Origin of the sequence: Aurantimonas marina (assembly GCF_017183135.1) — a bacterium.
In the GTDB taxonomy this organism is placed as follows: Bacteria; Pseudomonadota; Alphaproteobacteria; order Rhizobiales; family Rhizobiaceae; genus Aurantimonas; species Aurantimonas marina.
The window spans coordinates 127,462-143,435 of the sequence record NZ_JADDXW010000011.1; the positions used below are offsets into that span (position 1 = coordinate 127,462).

15 protein-coding genes and 2 pseudogenes are annotated in these 15,974 nt (G+C 63.8%); 9 read left to right on the plus strand and 8 right to left on the minus strand.

All coding sequences use genetic code 11. The features are described 5' to 3' along the window. Positions 1 to 14 precede the first annotated feature (14 nt). Positions 15 to 788 carry an N-acyl amino acid synthase FeeM domain-containing protein gene (locus tag ING15_RS13625; protein ID WP_206455370.1) on the plus strand — a complete coding sequence of 258 codons (774 nt, stop codon included), beginning with the start codon at positions 15 to 17 and terminating at the stop codon, positions 786 to 788. Between the two features lie 83 nt (positions 789 to 871). Here the strand turns inward: ING15_RS13625 and pqqE are convergent, their stop codons facing one another. The 4 genes and pseudogenes from pqqE to pqqA all read right to left on the minus strand — a co-directional run bounded on the left by pqqE (position 872) and on the right by pqqA (position 4,081). Next, entirely contained in the window at positions 872 to 2,020 is a 1,149-nt protein-coding gene (gene pqqE, locus ING15_RS13630; protein ID WP_206455371.1) for a pyrroloquinoline quinone biosynthesis protein PqqE, read from the minus strand. Next, a pseudogene (pqqC, locus tag ING15_RS13640) lies at positions 2,017 to 3,050 on the minus strand (pyrroloquinoline-quinone synthase PqqC). Before pqqC ends, pqqE begins: the two are co-directional and overlap by 4 nt. Then, positions 3,047 to 3,961, minus strand: coding sequence for a pyrroloquinoline quinone biosynthesis protein PqqB (gene pqqB, locus ING15_RS13645; RefSeq protein WP_206455396.1), 915 nt, complete (start codon positions 3,959 to 3,961; stop codon positions 3,047 to 3,049). Before pqqB ends, pqqC begins: the two are co-directional and overlap by 4 nt. A 42-nt stretch (positions 3,962 to 4,003) precedes the next feature. Beyond that, positions 4,004 to 4,081, minus strand: coding sequence for a pyrroloquinoline quinone precursor peptide PqqA (gene pqqA, locus ING15_RS19950; protein ID WP_206455397.1), 78 nt, complete (start codon positions 4,079 to 4,081; stop codon positions 4,004 to 4,006). A gap of 204 nt (positions 4,082 to 4,285) precedes the next feature. Here pqqA and meaB point away from each other — a divergent pair, with 204 nt between their 5' ends. After that, positions 4,286 to 5,296, plus strand: coding sequence for a methylmalonyl Co-A mutase-associated GTPase MeaB (gene meaB, locus ING15_RS13655; RefSeq protein ID WP_206455374.1), 1,011 nt, complete (start codon positions 4,286 to 4,288; stop codon positions 5,294 to 5,296). 105 nt (positions 5,297 to 5,401) lie between these two features. Beyond that, on the plus strand, positions 5,402 to 6,208 hold the full coding sequence (locus tag ING15_RS13660; RefSeq protein WP_206455375.1) for an NYN domain-containing protein: 807 nt from the start codon (positions 5,402 to 5,404) through the stop codon (positions 6,206 to 6,208). 7 nt (positions 6,209 to 6,215) lie between these two features. Here the strand turns inward: ING15_RS13660 and ING15_RS13665 are convergent, their stop codons facing one another. Further along, entirely contained in the window at positions 6,216 to 7,217 is a 1,002-nt protein-coding gene (locus tag ING15_RS13665; protein WP_206455376.1) for an asparaginase, read from the minus strand. A gap of 77 nt (positions 7,218 to 7,294) precedes the next feature. Here ING15_RS13665 and ING15_RS13670 point away from each other — a divergent pair, with 77 nt between their 5' ends. Next, the gene (locus ING15_RS13670; RefSeq protein WP_206455377.1) at positions 7,295 to 8,041 is read left to right on the plus strand and encodes a DUF3750 domain-containing protein; all 747 of its coding nucleotides are present in this window, start codon (positions 7,295 to 7,297) and stop codon (positions 8,039 to 8,041) included. 114 nt (positions 8,042 to 8,155) lie between these two features. On the opposite strand, the gene pcaD is transcribed toward ING15_RS13670, so the two are convergent. Next, a complete protein-coding gene (gene pcaD, locus ING15_RS13675) occupies positions 8,156 to 8,962 on the minus strand; it encodes a 3-oxoadipate enol-lactonase (protein ID WP_206455378.1) in 807 nt (268 codons plus the stop codon). 167 nt (positions 8,963 to 9,129) lie between these two features. Between pcaD and ING15_RS13680 the strand changes: the two genes are divergently transcribed. Beyond that, entirely contained in the window at positions 9,130 to 10,080 is a 951-nt protein-coding gene (locus tag ING15_RS13680; protein ID WP_206455379.1) for a carbohydrate kinase family protein, read from the plus strand. A 129-nt stretch (positions 10,081 to 10,209) separates the two neighbouring features. Here ING15_RS13680 and ING15_RS13685 read toward each other — a convergent pair whose 3' ends face one another. Then, the gene (locus ING15_RS13685) at positions 10,210 to 10,995 is read right to left on the minus strand and encodes an outer membrane protein (RefSeq protein ID WP_206455380.1); all 786 of its coding nucleotides are present in this window, start codon (positions 10,993 to 10,995) and stop codon (positions 10,210 to 10,212) included. A gap of 602 nt (positions 10,996 to 11,597) precedes the next feature. Here ING15_RS13685 and ING15_RS13690 point away from each other — a divergent pair. Next, the gene (locus ING15_RS13690; protein ID WP_332873826.1) at positions 11,598 to 12,182 is read left to right on the plus strand and encodes a c-type cytochrome; all 585 of its coding nucleotides are present in this window, start codon (positions 11,598 to 11,600) and stop codon (positions 12,180 to 12,182) included. Between the two features lie 103 nt (positions 12,183 to 12,285). Here the strand turns inward: ING15_RS13690 and ING15_RS13695 are convergent, their stop codons facing one another. After that, positions 12,286 to 13,197 carry a class I fructose-bisphosphate aldolase gene (locus ING15_RS13695; RefSeq protein ID WP_206455381.1) on the minus strand — a complete coding sequence of 304 codons (912 nt, stop codon included), beginning with the start codon at positions 13,195 to 13,197 and terminating at the stop codon, positions 12,286 to 12,288. A gap of 781 nt (positions 13,198 to 13,978) precedes the next feature. Here ING15_RS13695 and ING15_RS13700 point away from each other — a divergent pair. From ING15_RS13700 to ING15_RS13710, 3 genes and pseudogenes are all read left to right on the plus strand, one after another. Continuing rightward, a complete protein-coding gene (locus ING15_RS13700) occupies positions 13,979 to 14,644 on the plus strand; it encodes a glutathione S-transferase family protein (RefSeq protein WP_332873827.1) in 666 nt (221 codons plus the stop codon). Positions 14,645 to 14,890: 246 nt separating this feature from the next. Then, on the plus strand, positions 14,891 to 15,196 hold the full coding sequence (locus ING15_RS13705) for a hypothetical protein (protein WP_206455382.1): 306 nt from the start codon (positions 14,891 to 14,893) through the stop codon (positions 15,194 to 15,196). A gap of 10 nt (positions 15,197 to 15,206) precedes the next feature. Beyond that, positions 15,207 to 15,974, plus strand: a pseudogene (locus ING15_RS13710) (hypothetical protein); the annotation flags it as partial.

Consider the following 15,974-nt stretch of genomic DNA (forward strand, 5'->3'; position numbering starts at 1 on the left):
CAGGATGCTGCGCAATGAACCAGTGGACAAGCCCCTCCCCGGAGGGAAAAGACGACGCCGCGAAACAGATCGAGTATTTCCGAGCGGAGGATGCGGCGGACTACGAAGCCATCTATCAGTTGCGCTACAACTCGTATGTCCAGGAGGGCGCGATCGACCCCAACGAGGATCGGCGTTTTACCGATTCTCACGACAACGACGCGAACGCGCTTATTTTTGGCGTTGAGCTGTACGACTGTCTAGCTGCGTCCATCCGGCTGCACGTCTGCTCTCCGAGTCATGCAATTTCTCCGGGGTTGGAAGTCTTCCCCGACGTGCTCGAGCCGATTCTGGAGCGTGGTGAGTCATTCATCGATCCCACCCGCTTCGTCATTGATCGCAATATCCGCTCCAACGCCAATCGCCTGCCCTTGGCGACGGTGCGTCTCGCAGCGATGGCGGCGGAGCATTTCAACGCGGATCACATGTTGGCCACCGTGCGAGCGGAGCATGTGCCGTTCTATCGGCGGTTCTGTCACATGGAGCTGCGAACTTCGCCTCGGGACTACCCCGGCCTCAACAAGCCGATTTGTCTCATGTCCGGCGACAGTAGTGCAATTCGAAATACGGTGTACCCTCGCTATCCGATCTTTGCATCGTCGCACGCGGAACGGGTCCGGACCTTCGGTCCCTCGCGCGATTTTACCGAGGGATTGCTCGGCACACTCCCCTCGAATTCCAATGAAGTAGTACCGCGTCTGGCCAACCATCCCGTAGCCTCGCACCCTCGGCGGCAACAAACCGCCTGAAAACTTGAGCCATCGGCTCACATCGCGAGAGACGGATGCTGCATTGAGCCATAAGTGATCGTTCCCGGGCGGAGCGGATTGGTTTACCCGACCCGAAACCCGCGATAGGTCGCCGCGCCGGGATCGGCAACCGTCGAGGCTTCGGTCGTGGCGATCTCGCCGAGCCGCTCGTGAAAATCGGATTTGACGCATGCGGGGTCGGCGTTCGCGGCGTCCCCGGTCAGCGCCAGCGCCTGGCAGCGGCAGCCGCCATAGTCGACATGCCGGCGCTCGCAGGAGCGGCAGGGTTCCTTCATCCAGGCGGTGCCGCGATAGGCCTCGAACGCCGGCGACGATTTCCAGATATCGGCGAGCGAATGCTCCTTCACCGACCAGAATTCCAGATGCTCGATCGTCTCAGCCGCGTGGCAGGGCAGCGCCTTGCCGGCCGGCGTCACGCTGAGCGTGCGCGCGCCCCAGCCGCCGTTACACAGCTTGGGATATTTCGCATAATAGTCCGGGAAGACAGCGTCGATGACGAGCGTGCCCTTCAGCCGCTCGCGCGCTGATTCCACCTCGCCGATCGTCCGGTCGACGTCCTCGCGCGCCGGCATCAGCTGCGCCCGGTTCCTTAGCGCCCAGCCGTAATATTGCGTATGGGCGATCTCCAGCCGCTTGGCGCCGAAGGCGACGGCCTTGTCGATCATGTCAGGCACCTGATGGATGTTCATCCGGTGGATCACCGCGTTGAGGGTCAGCGGGAAGCCGCGCTCGACCACGGCGCGGGCGAAAGCCTCCTTCTTCTCAAAGCCGCCCTTGTAGCCCGCCACCAGCTCGGTCACGCCGGCGTCGGCGCCTTGCATCGACAGCTGGATGTGGTCGCAGCCTACCTCGAACAGGGCGTCCAGCTGCGCTTCCGAAACACCGATCCCCGAGGTGATCAGATTGGTGTAGAGCCCGACCTCGGCGGCGTGACGGGTCAGCTCGACGATGTCCTTGCGGGCGGTCGGTTCGCCGCCGGACAGATGAATATGAATGACGCCGAGGTCCGCCGCCTCGCTGAACACCCGCTTCCAGGTCTCGGTGTCGAGCTCCGACGAGCGCGTATCGAGCTGAAGCGGGTTCGAGCAATAGGTACAGCGCAGCGGGCAGCGATGGGTCAGCTCGGCCAGCAGCCCCAGCGGCGGCTGCGGCGTCGGCGTCGGCCGCTCGGTTGCATCGGCGGCGGGCTTGGGAAAGACCGCCTCGTTCATAGCGCCACCATCTGCTTGTCACGGAGGTCGATGAGGAAACTCTCGACATCCGGGCGGATCGTCGCTTCGTCCGCCGTGAAAGCTTCCGTCAGTTGTCGCAGGATATCCCCGAACGTGGTCTTGCCGTCCACCCGCTTGAGAATTGCCGTCGCGACCTGATCGGCGTTGAAGATGCGTTCCGGCCCGACCAGGATGAACTGGCCGCGCGTCTTGTCCTCGCGAAACCGCACGCCGTGCGGCAGTCTGGGCACCGTATCGTCTGCGATCGCGGTCATGCCGCCCCGCCCTCAGCCCGTAGGCCTTCGCCCGGACGCCAAGCGTCCGGCGGGATCATTCCCGGCTCGACATAGGCGAAATGCAGCGTATCAAGCTGCGCCCAGAGCACCTGGCACTTGAACCGCAAGGCGTCGAGCACGGCTGTCTGTTCCTCGGGCCGGCGGGCGTTGTCGAGGCAATAGGCGAGCGCGAAATCGGAATCGCGCTTGGCCTGCACCGGCCGCTTGTCGAAATAGGCCAGCGTTTCCTTGGAGATGAAGTCGTAATGCTCCAGCATCCCCCGCACGCGGGTGCCAATCACAGTTGGCGAGAATAGCTCGGTCAACGACGAGGCGATAGCCTCCAGCAGCGTCCGCTCCTGGACGAAATGGACATAAGCATCGACCGCGAAGCGCGTACCGGCAAGAATGCCGACGCCGGATTCGACATAGGCGCGATCGAGACCGACACCGTCGGTCAGCGCGATCCATTTTTCGATCCCGCCGCGCTGCCCCTCCTCGCCGTCATGGTCGATGATCCGCTGGCGCCATTCACGGCGCAGTTCCGGCGTCCGCAAGCGAGCGAGGATATAGGCATCCTTCACCGGGATTTGCGACTGGTAGTAATAACGGTTGAGCGCCCAGGCCTGCACTTGCGTCTTTGACAGCTCTCCGTTCTGCAGTCGCTGCTGAAACGGATGCAGATGGTGATAGCGCTCGGCGCCAATCTGCCGTAACCCCGCCTCGAAATCCTCGCGTCCCATCATCGCCTTCATGGCACGATCTCCATGCCGTCTTTGACCACCTGCCAACCGGCGGCCTCCACCATTTGCCGCTCCTTGGAATCATCAATCAGGATCGGATTGGTGTTGTTGATGTGGATGTAGGTGCGGCTTGCGATCTTGAGTCCGTCGAAGGCCGTCAGGCTGCCGCCCTCGCCGGTGATCGGCATGTGCCCCATGCGCCGGCCGGTCTTCTGGCCCACACCGGCCTTGGCCATCTCGTCGTCGGTGAAGACGGTACCGTCGAACAAGAGTGCGTCGGCATCCCTGACCCTGTCGCGCAGCCGATCGGGGACAGTGGCGCAACCGGGGATGTAATAAGCCGTCTTGCCGTTTGCCGTCAGTCGGACACCGATGGTCATCTCGCCTTCCTCGCCGACATCGACCTCGTCTTCTTCCAGGTAGAGCGGAACCTTGCCGGGAACGGGAAACACCTCGACTTGAAGTCCCGGCACCGGCTCGAACGCCTCCCCCATCATCACCGGCCGTCTCGTCACCTGCGCGGGATCGAGAACCGAGAAGATCGGGTTGTCGGCGATGACGCCGAGAACGCCAGCCGTGCCGTAGAGCGGAAACGATTGTTTCTCGCGCAAGGTCAAAAGGCCGGCGACGTGATCGACATCGCCATTGGTCACCAGCACCGCGCCGACGGGCGAGGCCCGTCGTTGATCCGCAGACGCACCGGCGGTCGGCTGCAGCGGCTGGGCACGCAAAATCTGCTCGCGCAAATCCGGCGAGGCGTTGATCAGCAGCCAGTTGCGTCCATCGGCGGTCACCGCGATCGAGGATTGCGACCGGGCAGAAACGCGGCTATCGCCGGCCCAATAGAGCCGACAGACATCGCAGAGACAATTCCATTGCGGATAGCCGCCACCCGCGGCCGAGCCCAAAACGAAAAGCCGCAGGCGGGCCTCGACCCGCCCGCGGCTATCAGGTGCTGCCACCGATTAGAATTCGATCGGCATATAGCCGTTGATTTCCATCGCGAGGCAGACTTCCGTGAGAACAGGCTTGTTCCAGGCCATGGTACTTCTCCCAAAGCGCGGCGGCAGGCGATACGCGCAAAGCCACCTTTAATCGTTGCCCACCATCGACGACCTAGCAAACATGGCGGTGCTTCGGTAGTCATTGCCGTTCACAAGCTCGTTTCCGACCCGAGATCGGGAGGTTTTCCCAAATCCTCGCTGGCGCCCGAACGGGCCACCGACAGCTCGACCACACCGGTGATCATGACCCCTTTGCCCGATCCAGACGACCTCGCCGACCGCATCCGCAAAGGCGAGCGCACCGCGCTCAGCCGCGCCATCACCCTGATCGAATCGACCCGGTCCGAGCACAGGGCCGTCGCCGCCTCCATCCTCGATCGTCTCGCCCCGGATACCGGCGACGCGATCCGCATCGGCGTCAGCGGCGTTCCGGGCGTCGGCAAGTCGACGCTGCTCGATGCCTTCGGCTCGATGCTGACCGCCGAGGGTCACAAGGTCGCCGTGCTCGCCGTCGATCCCTCCTCGGTGCGCTCCGGCGGCTCGATCCTCGGCGACAAGACGCGGATGGCGCGCCTCGCCGTCGACGCCGATGCCTTCATCCGGCCCTCCCCCTCTTCCGGCACGCTCGGCGGGGTCGCGGCGAAGACGCGCGAGACGATGCTGCTTTGCGAGGCGGCGGGGTTCGACGTGGTCATCGTCGAGACGATGGGCGTCGGCCAGGCCGAGGTCAGCGTCGCGGACATGGTGGATCTCGTGCTCCTCCTGATGATCCCCGGCGGCGGCGACGAGTTGCAGGGCATCAAGAGGGGCATCCTCGAAGTCGCCGACATCATCGCCATGAACAAGGCCGACGGCGACAATGCCGGGCCGGCGCGGGCCGCCGCGTCCGAAATCCGCTCCGCCCTCAATATCCTGGCGCCACGTTCGGCCGCCTGGACCGTTCCGGTGCTCGCCGTCTCCGGCATGACCGGCGACGGCCTCGGCGAATTGTGGAGCGAAATCGAGCGCTTCCGCGACATCCACCGCCGCGACGGCTCATGGGACGACCGGCGAGCCGAGCAGCGGGTGCGCTGGCTCTGGACCAGCCTCGACGAGGGCCTGCGCCGCCGCATCCTGTCCGGGGCTCGCTGGCGCGCCGAAATCGCCGCCGGCGAGGCCGTCGTCAGAGAAGGCGAACGGGCGCCGAGCGCCGTCGCCGAAGCCATTCTCGACCGGCTGGGATTACCGACCGAACCGACGGACACGCGAAGCTGATGGCTGCTGTGATATCGGCTGGCTTGAACGATCTTGCGGCTGGCGCCTGTCAGCGCCCGCCGTCCGCCATAAATCGCTAACAAAGAACGAGGGAACCGCACCGCCATGTCCGCTTCACGACCCGACAAGACCGACCGGCTGGCCGTGCTGATCGACGCCGACAATGCCTCCTCGCGCATCGCCGACGGCCTGTTCGAGGAGATCGCCAAGATCGGCGAGGCCAGCGTCAGGCGTATCTATGGCGACTTCTCCAGCCAGCGCTCCAAGGGTTGGGCGGACGTCTTGTCGCGCCACGCGATCATCCCGCACCAGCAGTTCGCCTACACGTCCGGCAAGAACGCCTCCGACATCACCCTCGTCATCGACGCCATGGACCTTCTCCACAGCGGCCGGTTCGACGGCTTCTGTCTGGTGTCCTCAGACAGCGATTTCACCCGGCTCGCCGCCCGCATCCGCGAACAGGGCGTCGACGTCTACGGCTTCGGCGAACAGAAGACGCCGGAAAGCTTCCGGCAGGCGTGCCGGCGCTTCATCTACACCGAGAACCTCCTGCCGGGCCGGGTCACGGCGGAGAAGGACGATGGCAAAGCGCCGCCACTGGCCAAGCCGCAGCAGGCGGCGGACCTGCTCAAGCGGGTCATCGAGCAAATGGACACCGAGGACGGCTGGGTGAATCTCGGCAGTTTCGGCAAACAGCTTCTCAACCTGTCCTCGGACTTCGACCCGCGTACCTATGGCTTCAAGAAATTGAGCGATCTGGTCCGCTCGACCAAGCTGTTCGAGGTCGACGATCCGGAAGGTGGCAGCGTCGAAATCCGGCTGAAGCCGCAGGCGGCGGAAAAGCCCCGCGCCACTCGCTCGCGCAGACCGTCTAGCCGTCCCCCAAGCCAGCCGAAAAGCGACTACAGCTAAACGCGCCTCAGCGTGGGACCGCCCGCACCGCGCCGACCGCAATCTTCTCCCAGTTGCGTAGCGTCTTCGATGCCAACGCGTCGAACTTGTCGGACAGCGCCCCATCGTCGCCGCGCAGCGCCTTGGCGATGACCGCCGCGACCAGCGCCTCGCTCGCCCGCGTGCCGCCGTCGTCGATCTTCAGCGCAAAGCCGAGGCCAAGATCCGGCAAGGCGCCGCAGAACACACCCTCCGCCCCGGTCTTGGCGAACACCCGGCCGGGCGCGGCCTGCATCAGCTTCTCGCAGGCGCGTCCAGTGCCGGACATCTCCCAGGGCGCGGCCATGCAAGCCTCGATCAGCCGCCGCCCCGCCGCTGCGCGCTCCGGCGCGACGCCCTCACCAGTGACGAGCTTGGCGAAACCATGCGCGAAACTTTTCAGCGCCGCCGCATAAGTCGGGATCGAGCAGCCGTCGGTGCCGCAGACATCAGCGCCAAGTTCAGTGCCGGTCAGATCCTCGATCGCGGCCTTCGCCCGCCGCTGCACCGGGTGGTCCGCCCCGACATAGCCGTGCGGGTCCTCGCCCTGGTGGACCGCCGTGCAGAGAAACCCGGCATGTTTGCCCGAACAATTGTTGTGCAGCGCCGTCGGCTCGCCGCCGCGTCGGGCGAGATCGAGCGCGACGGGCAGATCGAACGGCCAATGGCAGCCGCATTCGAGCGCGCCCCCATCGAGTCCACCCTTGGCGAGCATGGCGGCGGCGAGGGCCACATGTCTCTCTTCGCCCGAATGGGAGGCACAGGCGAGCGAGAGTTCCCGGTCGCCGAAGCCAAAGGCGTCCGCCGCGCCGGTCTCGATCAGCGGGATCGCCTGGAACACCTTGATCGCCGAGCGCGGAAACACCGGCCGCGCGATATCGCCGGCGGAGGCGACCACCGCCCCCGCGCCATCGACAAGCGCGAAGCCGCCGCGATGGACGCTCTCGACCAGATCGCCTCGGGTCACTTCCACGACAACAGGGTTTTCCATCGCGCACCTTGATCCTACAAATATCTTCAATCGCGCTCTAGCAGCCGTTCCTCTATCCCGCCACCGTCAGGGATCCGATGTATCTGTTGAAATGGCTCACCGTCTTCGTCGGCGCGGTCTATCTGTTGCCGGCGGCACTCGCCGCTCTCCTCTGGTGGACCGGCGAGCATCCCGTCTCCTGGCGTCAGGCCGACTGGAGCTCGGCGGCGCTGCTGCCGGCCGCGAGCACCAGCGATGAGGCGGCCCTTTATATCCTTGCGGCGCGGACCGGCGGGCTGAAGGGGGCGCTCGCCGATCACTCCTGGATCGTCATCAAGGACAAGGGCGCAAGCGCCTACGATCGTTGGGACAAGGTCGGCTGGGGCACACCGATCCGGCGTAACAGCCGGCCGGCCGACGGGCGCTGGTACTCGAACGATCCCCGGGTCGTCACCCGGATTACCGGCGCCCGGGCGGAAGCTCTGATACCCGAGGTGCGCGCCGCTATCGCCGCCTACCCCTACGCCGAGCGTGGCGGCTACAATATCTTTCCCGGTCCGAACTCCAATACTTTCGTCGCTCACGTCATGCGCGCCGTCCCCGGCATCGACGCGACGCTGCCGGCGGCGGCGGTCGGTCGCGACTATCCATCCGAGGGACGTTTCCTCTCGATCGACCTCGACCGGCGGGAATTGCGCCTGTCACTCTGGGGCTACGCCGGACTGGTCGCCGGCTGGAAATCGGGGCTGGAGGTCAACTTTCTCGGCCTCGTCGCCGGGCTCGATCCTTTGCGGCTGGCCGTCACAGTGCCGGCGTTCGGCACGTTCGCGCTGCTGGGGGCTTGATGCCCGAGCTTTCACTCATGGCGCGATCAATCCCTCCGCCGCGGCGCTGAAACAGTGATCGAGTTCCCCGTCGCCGACGAGGCCACCGAGACCGATCCGAGAAGACCGCCGTCGTCAGCGGCCGGCCGCCGTTCCGAATACCGAGGTGGCGAAATCCGCAATCAGCCCCGCCGTGACCTCCGGCTGCTCGATGCAGGGCAGATGGCCGGCATCCTTGACGATCTCGAAGCGCGAACCGGCGATCAAATCGGCAGTCGAGCGCATCAGATCCGGCGGCGTCGAGCCGTCCTGGTCGCCGACCACGCACAGCACCGGGAGATCGATCTTCGCCGTCGCCTCGGTATAGTCGGCGTCGCGCAACGCGGCGCTGCTGCCGAGATAGCCCGGCAGCGGCGTCCTCAGCAGCATATTCGAATAGCCGACGAAATCGGCGTTGGCCGGGCGGCGGAACTGCGGCGTGAACCAGCGCTCGAGGATCTGCTCGGAGATCGCGCCGATCCCGTCCTTCTCAACAGCCGCGATGCGCTGGTCCCACAATTCGGTCGTGCCGATCCGGTGCGCGGTGTCCATCAGCACCAGCCCCTTGGCGATGGCCGGATGGCGATGGGTCAGGCCTTGCGCGATCATGCCGCCGATCGACAGGCCGACGATGATCGGGTTCGTCACGCCGAGATGGTCGATCAAGCCTTCTAGATCGTCGACATGGGTGTCCATGGCGTAGGGCGCAGGCGTCGCCTCCGACAGCCCGTGGCCGCGTTTGTCGTAGCACACGATCCGATACGCCCCGGCGAGGCGCTCGACCACCGCATCCCATATCCGGAAATCGGTACCCAGTGAGTTGGCGAAAACCAGCGTCGGCCCGCCGGCATTTCCCTCGACCCGGTGGTGGATAACGATGCCGTTGACGCGCTGAAATGGCATGGATGCGGTTTCCTTCCCAATTGATCGCCGCCGATCATAGGCGGCCACGCGCGCTATGAAAGGGTCCCAGTGGCATCGTGCAAAGAGCGGGGCCGTCTTCCCCGCCTCGGCCTTTCCTGATAGCGGCATCAAAAACCGAACACTGATATGGTCCGGGAGATTTCGTCATGTTTCTCAGTTGCGGCGACGCGCTGTTCGATCTGTTCGCCGAACCCGACGCGGATGTGGCGAAGATCGCCCTGTCCGGGCGTGTCGGCGGTTCGCCACTGAACGTCGCGCTGGGTCTGGCCCGCCTCGGCCATCCGGCCGGCTTCTTCACGAAGGTCTCGAGCGATCTCTTCGGAATGCGCATCCGCGGCTTCATGGCGCGGGAGGGGATCGATCAGGGCTTCCTCATTCCGACTGACCGGAACACGACGCTGGCGATGGTTTCGCTCGGCGCTGACGGCTCGCCGGCCTATACGTTCTATATCGAGGGTACGGCGGACCGTTCGATCGAGGTCGCCGAAGTGCCGGCGACCTTTCCCGAGGATCTGGAGGCGATCCATCTGGCATCCTACTCCACCGTGACCGAGCCAACTGCCTCGGCGCTCGCCCATCTCGTGCGGCAGGAATCGGCGCGGCGGTTCATCTCCTACGATCCCAATGTTCGCGCCTCGATCGAGCCCGATCTCGACACCTGGCGACAAAAGGTCGCCGAACTGGTGCCTTTCGCGGCCTTGGTGAAGGCAAGCGAAGAAGATATCGATCTGCTCTATCCCGGCCGGACCCTCAATGCCGTGATCGACGATTGGGTTGCCGCGGGCGCGGAGATGGCCGTCGTGACACGCGGCGAGCGCGGCGCGATCGCCGTCACGGGCGCAGGGGTTCACGCTTCGGTCGACGGACGCCAGATCATCGTCGCCGACACGGTCGGGGCCGGCGACACTTTTCAGGCGGCGCTCCTGGCAGGCCTGAAGGAACGCGGTCAACTCTCTCGCGCGGCCTTGAGGGCCGCCGACCAAGCCGACATCGAGGATTTGCTGCACTTCGCCGTCAGGGCGGCGGCTATCACCTGTTCGCGCCGGGGCGCCGATCTGCCCCGGCGTGCCGATCTCGGCCGCCCGCCGCTCGCCTGAAACCGACGGCCGAACGACCGGCTTTTCAACGCGGCATTTTGAAACTGAAAAGCCCGCCGGGTCCTGCGATCCGGCGGGCTTTCGTCTGAAAGCCGGACGCTTGAAGCGCCCGGCCGAAGGCACAATGCCTTAGTTGAAGCGATAGGACGCTTTCGCCCAGATCGTGTGGAAGTCCAGGTCGTCGTCGTTGGACTCCGAGGTGAAGTTCACCGTGTTGGTGCCGTTGGTCCCGGTGATCGACTGATCGTTGGAGCCGAGATTGGTGTAGAGATACTCGACGCCGAACGAGATGTTCTGGGTCGCCATTACGTCGACACCGCCGCCGACCGCATAACCGACATCCGCGTCGTCACCGTCCTGCGTGAACGTATAGCCGGTGAAGGCGCCGCCGCTAGGTGCCGTCATGTTGTTGTCGACGCCGGCATAGGCGAGGCCGCCCGTACCGTAGAGCAGGACGCTGTCCATGGCGTAGCCAAGGCGCGCCCGGACGGTGCCGAGATAGTTGATCTCGCTGTTGGACGTGAAGGTCGAGCCGCCCGGCGTGGTGTAGGACCGGTTGGTCTCGGCGTCGATGTAGTTGATGTCCGCGACCGCGCCGACGACGAAGTTGTTCGGCATCTGGTAGTCGTAACCGATATGCGCGCCGCCGATGAAGCCGGCGTTGTTGTCGTCACCGTTAAAAGTGCCGTTGCCGAAAACACCGGTGTTGCCCGGATCAAAGCTAGCGCCATCGTCGTCGCCGCTGAAGGCGACGCCAGCCTGGCCACCGATGTAGAGGCCGGTCCAGGTGCTGGTCGTGGCGACCGGCTCGATCATCATCGGGGCCGGCGCAGGGGCCTCCTCATAGACTGGATCGGCGGCGAGCGCCGGGGTGACGAACGCCGTCGAGGCGAGAAGCAATGCAAAGCGTTTCATAACTGAACTCCATTCTGTCGCAGTCGCGACTTTCTTCCGGACGCCACATCCTCGTACCGCCCGGATTCCCGACCCGGCTGGCGGGTTCGGGAGTTGATATGGTCCCTCACCGTGCCTGAAAAATGGCAGGAATAGGTTCTCCTTCGCCGTGTTGCCGATCCGCAACGAGAATTCCGACCGGACCCGGCGTCGTGAATTATCCGTAACCTTCGATCCTTGATTTCCTCTTAAAAACGATGGTTTACGCCGACGGGTCGCGGGCGGCGTGGCACTTAACAAACATGGCGAAGATGTGACGGATAGAATTCCTAACGAATAGACGATCGGGTTAACCCAGGGAAATTGAATTGGACCAGTGACGTTCTAAAACGCCACGCGCCGGCGCATGAGCCCTGCGGCGGCCGGATCGCTTTTCGCAATGAAAACGCTTAAAAAATTCCGGTTATACTTTCTTAAATGGCGATTTCGGCGTCGAAATTACTTAATATGGGGGATTATTATTTTTATATAGCGCGAACATCCCGTAGAATGGCCGCCCTGCCCACATCGACGAGAGCCCACCATCATGAACTGCTTGCCGCTCGCATTCGCGGCGGCCGAGTGTGATCCATACCGCCAGCCCCGGTACAACCGTCGTGCGCCCAAGCCGCCGCCTTCAAATGATTGCCATTTCAAATGATTGCCATTACGCGGCATGGCTTTATATTCCCGCCGCGAAAAGGATCGCAGTTCACGGAGGAATCATGCGTAATTTGATGTTGGCCGCCGGCGTAATCGTGACGCTCACAATGGCGACGAGTGCGATGGCTCAGACCGCTGGCGACGCGGACGCCGGCAAGAAGGTCTTCAACAAATGCCGAGCGTGCCACGCTGTCGGAGAAGGTGCGAAAAACAAGATCGGCCCGGAGCTGAACGGCCTGGTCGGCGAAAAGCCCGGGGCAGTCGAGGGCTACAGCTTTTCGCCGGCCTTCCAGGAATGGGCCGCAGACAAGTCGGTTTGGAATGAGGCGCTGTTGACCGAATGGCTCACCGACCCGCGCGCGGTCGTCAAGGGCACCAAGATGGCGTTTCCCGGACTCAAGAAGCCGGAAGACCTGACCAACGTTATCGCCTACCTCGCCGGCTTTGACGACGAGGGCGAGGAGCGCGATCCCGCCGAAGCACTCGCTACGGCGGCCGGGCAGTAACGCCTTCCGTACCTGCGCAAGGACGCCACCACAGCACGGCCGCCCCAAGGCGGCCGTTTTCGTTTCAGCCGGGACTTGCAGTCCCGGTGTCGATCGCGACCGATCAGGCGTAGATGTCCATCACCTGATTGAGGAGCGCGATCGCCTCGTCCTTGCTGCGCTGGAACGAATTGCGGCCGATGATCGATCCGTTGCCGCCGCCCTCCCGGATGGCGCGGACCTCGTCCAGAAGCTCGTCGGTGTTCTTCGCCGCTCCGCCGGAAAAGACGACAATACGCTTGCCGGCGAAGGCCGCTTGCATAATGTGGCGCACGCGGTCGGCGGCCGCTTCCCGCGGAATGGGGTGTTTCTCATAGATCGGCTTTGCCGCGTCGAGATCGACATGGGCGGTCGGCAATTTCACCTTGATGATCGTGGCCCCCATCAACGCCGCCATATGCGCGGCATAGGCGATGATATCGAAGCCGGTCTCGCCCTCCTTGGAGACCTTGCCACCGCGTGGATAGGACCAGACGACAGTCATCAGCCCGCGTGATTTGGCCTGGAGGCTGATTTCCCGCAATTCCTCCATCATCTCATAGGAGCAGTCGGAGCCGGGATAGATGGTGAAACCGACGCCGACGCAGCCGAGCCGCATGGCATCCTCGACCTTGCCGGTCAGTGCCTGATCCTGGCTGCCGACCAGTGAATTGCCGCTGTTGAGCTTGAGGATCAGCGGGACCTCTCCGGCGAACGTATCGGCGCCCTGCTCCAGAAGCCCGAGCGGCGCGGCATAGCCCGACACGCCGGAATCGATCGCCAGTTCGTAAAGATAATGCGGGTCGTAGGCGACCGGGTTGGGCGCGAAGCTGCGAGCAGGTCCGTGCTCGAAGCCCTGATCGACTGGCAGGATCACCACCCGCCCGGTCCCCGCCAACCGGCCATGCATAAGGAGGCGTGAAAGATTGCTCTTCAATCCTGGAGTCTCGCCCTCGTACCAGGAGAGGATGTCCCGGACGGTTTCTGTTCTCAGCATATGATTTGCTCCTTTGCCTCGCCGGCGGACATCAAGAGCCTCGCCGCTTCCCACGCGTTTCTTCTGGGGCTCCGGCGTGGCGCCGTCCAGATGCGCGACGCTGCCTGCGCATATTAAAATCGGTTGAATGGTCTCCGAGGCGTGCGGCCAACGGCTGCGCCGGTCCTGCCGGTGGCACTGTGGGAGGCCCGCCTTCCTGTGAATTGAACAAAATCGTGATTTCCGCGTTTCCAATAGGTGGAGGAAATCATGATGAGACGCGGTGTTACGGCATTCCCATCGCCCTTTGGTAATGATTGTGACCTGATGTTTGCGGGAAATGGCGTCCCGGCTGCTCCGCTCGCGCGTGGTCGGCCAGACGACCCAGTCGACGTCAGGGCGCGGGCGAAGCTGGCCCTTCCAGCCCGGCCCTCACGAGCGCGCGAGAAAAGACGTAAGACGGCTGCCCAGGATCAGACATCGAGCCCGCTCATCCACCACGCCCCCTTCCGTTTGGCCCCAGTCGAACAGGGCCAGCAGACTGTCAAGCTCGGCCGCCGTGGCTTTCATCTGCGCTCTCGTCCAGCCAGTGACGCCGTGGGAGATGACGTCATGCCTCAGAGCGACAGCATTGTGGTCCCGACGGCGATCGTCGGGATCATTCTTGCGGTGAGCTATCTTTTTAGTTTCTTCGGCTGATGCCAGGGGATCGCTGGTCCCCGGGGACATCGGCACTTTGCGGCCGAAAACAGCAACCCGCATAAGCGGAGAGGCCACACCGCCTAACCTGCCGATCTTGCGCGTGGAATCTTCCGCCGGCATCGTCAGGGAACCTGGAGGCGGAGGAATAGCGATGCCCAGCCAACTGACATTCTACTACAACCCGATGAGCCGCGCGGCAATCGTCCGCTGGATGCTTGAAGAAGTCGATGCCGACTACGCCATCGTGCCGATCGACTTCGAGGCCGGTGATAATCGAAAGCCTGATTTCCTGGCCATCAATCCGATGGGCAAACTGCCGACGCTCGTTCTCGACGACCTTACTGTTTTGACGGAAACGCCCGCTATCATCGCCTGGCTGGCCGATGCCTATCCCGAGGCGGGGCTCGCTCCCGAACCAGGATCGGCAGAGCGAGGCACCTACTACCGTTGGCTTTTCTTCGGAGGCACTTGCTTCGAACCTGCGCTGACCGATGCGACGATGCGCAAGGACGTGCTGCCGAAGTCGAGCGTCGGCTGGGGCACCTACCATGATGTGATCGACACGTTGGAAATCGCGATCGGCGAAGGGCCATATCTGCTCGGCGAGCGCTTCAGCGCTGCCGACGTCTATATCGGCGCCGAGCTCTTCTGGGCGGGGATGTTTGCCGCACCGCGCATTGCCGAAAGCCGGGTTATCCAGGATTACGTTGCACGGGTGACGAACCGGGACGCGTATAAGCGTGCGATGGCCGTTCCGGACGCCTGACACCCCCACGCCGGCTCTTCCGGCGCGATGCCTTGTCGGGGGCAAATGCGACGCATTCCATCGCTCTATCGCCGGCTCTTCATCTGAACGCTGCTGGCGTCGCCGGCAGCGCTGTGGCGGCTATAGGTGTTTGTAATCTTTTCAGACTTTCCAATTACATCAGTCTCCCAAAGGCGAATGCCGATTTCCTTGGCACCGCTACGATATCTCCGCTGCAAGGCGTTCGATGCTGTTCACGCGACCGCAATGAAATCTCACACGCTCAGCTGGATCGCCGGGTCCGTCATGGCGTTGGCGACCCTCATCGTCGCGGTTCCGGGTCCCAGTCTTGCCAGCACCGAAAGTCTCGCGGCGGTTTTTCCGCCGTGGTGGCCGCAAGCGCGTGTCATCCAGGCGGCGGCCAGCGTCGGCAATCTCGTGGATGCGGGGGCCTGGCCTTCCGTGGCCGTTCTTGAATTCACCGATGAAGACTTGCCGGGTCGGCTTCGTGCCACCGGTGCATGGCTCGTTCTCGATGCAGCCGCGATCGGCTGCGCAAGCACCACTGATTAGGACGCCGACTATGAATGCGATGAAAGACCTCGACGCGCACCGGGCCCGTATCACGAGCTGGATCTCCCTCGGCCAGTTCGGATTCGTGCCGATGATCATGGCGGTTGAAGTGGCGAACGCCCGGTCGGCCATCGCCCCGACGCTCGCAGCGACCGCCATCGCGGTCGTCAGTCTGCTGCTGTCCCGGAGGGCCGACCTCGGATCGACGGCCCGAATGGTCTGCGCTGTCGGTCTCGTCGGCAATATTTCCATTCTCGTTTCGGCGCTCAGCGGCAACTACCTGCAAGTCGATATGCACATGGCTTATTTCGCCGGTCTCGCGGTGGTCGGAGCGATGTTCGATTGGCGTGTGATCGCGGGGGCGACGGTCGCAACCGCCCTTCACCATTTGGTGCTGAATTTCGCGCTGCCGGCGGCGATCTATCCCGGCGGTACCGATGTCGTACGCTTCGGCCTGCACGCGATCATTCTGGTTACCGAAGCGGCTGTCCTTCTGTGGCTCGCCTATACGGTCTCCGCCATGTTCAAGAGCATTGCCGACGCGACCGAGCTTGCGCGGGAAGAACAGGGTCGCGCGGAAGCATCCAGCCAGGAAACGGAACGGCTCTCCCGCGAACGCGAGGCGGAACAAAACCGTCAGGCGGCGCTGGACAACGCCAAGGCGGAGGATTTGCGGGCCTTTGTCGGGGTGGTCGAGGTCGGCTTCGAGCGGCTGTCGGCGGGCGACTTGACGGTGCGGATGGCCGAGCCGGTGGCGGCGGAGTTCGAGCCGATCCGG

Bases quoted from the DNA above. Each gene is read 5' to 3' on its own strand.
- ING15_RS13625 (WP_206455370.1), top strand. From the start codon at position 15: ATGAACCAGTGGACAAGCCCCTCCCCGGAGGGAAAAGACGACGCCGCG.
- pqqE (WP_206455371.1), bottom strand. From the start codon at position 2,020: ATGAACGAGGCGGTCTTTCCCAAGCCCGCCGCCGATGCAACCGAGCGG.
- pqqA (WP_206455397.1), bottom strand. From the start codon at position 4,081: ATGGCCTGGAACAAGCCTGTTCTCACGGAAGTCTGCCTCGCGATGGAA.
- meaB (WP_206455374.1), top strand. From the start codon at position 4,286: ATGACCCCTTTGCCCGATCCAGACGACCTCGCCGACCGCATCCGCAAA.
- ING15_RS13660 (WP_206455375.1), top strand. From the start codon at position 5,402: ATGTCCGCTTCACGACCCGACAAGACCGACCGGCTGGCCGTGCTGATC.
- ING15_RS13665 (WP_206455376.1), bottom strand. From the start codon at position 7,217: ATGGAAAACCCTGTTGTCGTGGAAGTGACCCGAGGCGATCTGGTCGAG.
- ING15_RS13670 (WP_206455377.1), top strand. From the start codon at position 7,295: ATGTATCTGTTGAAATGGCTCACCGTCTTCGTCGGCGCGGTCTATCTG.
- pcaD (WP_206455378.1), bottom strand. From the start codon at position 8,962: ATGCCATTTCAGCGCGTCAACGGCATCGTTATCCACCACCGGGTCGAG.
- ING15_RS13680 (WP_206455379.1), top strand. From the start codon at position 9,130: ATGTTTCTCAGTTGCGGCGACGCGCTGTTCGATCTGTTCGCCGAACCC.
- ING15_RS13685 (WP_206455380.1), bottom strand. From the start codon at position 10,995: ATGAAACGCTTTGCATTGCTTCTCGCCTCGACGGCGTTCGTCACCCCG.
- ING15_RS13695 (WP_206455381.1), bottom strand. From the start codon at position 13,197: ATGCTGAGAACAGAAACCGTCCGGGACATCCTCTCCTGGTACGAGGGC.
- ING15_RS13705 (WP_206455382.1), top strand. From the start codon at position 14,891: ATGAAATCTCACACGCTCAGCTGGATCGCCGGGTCCGTCATGGCGTTG.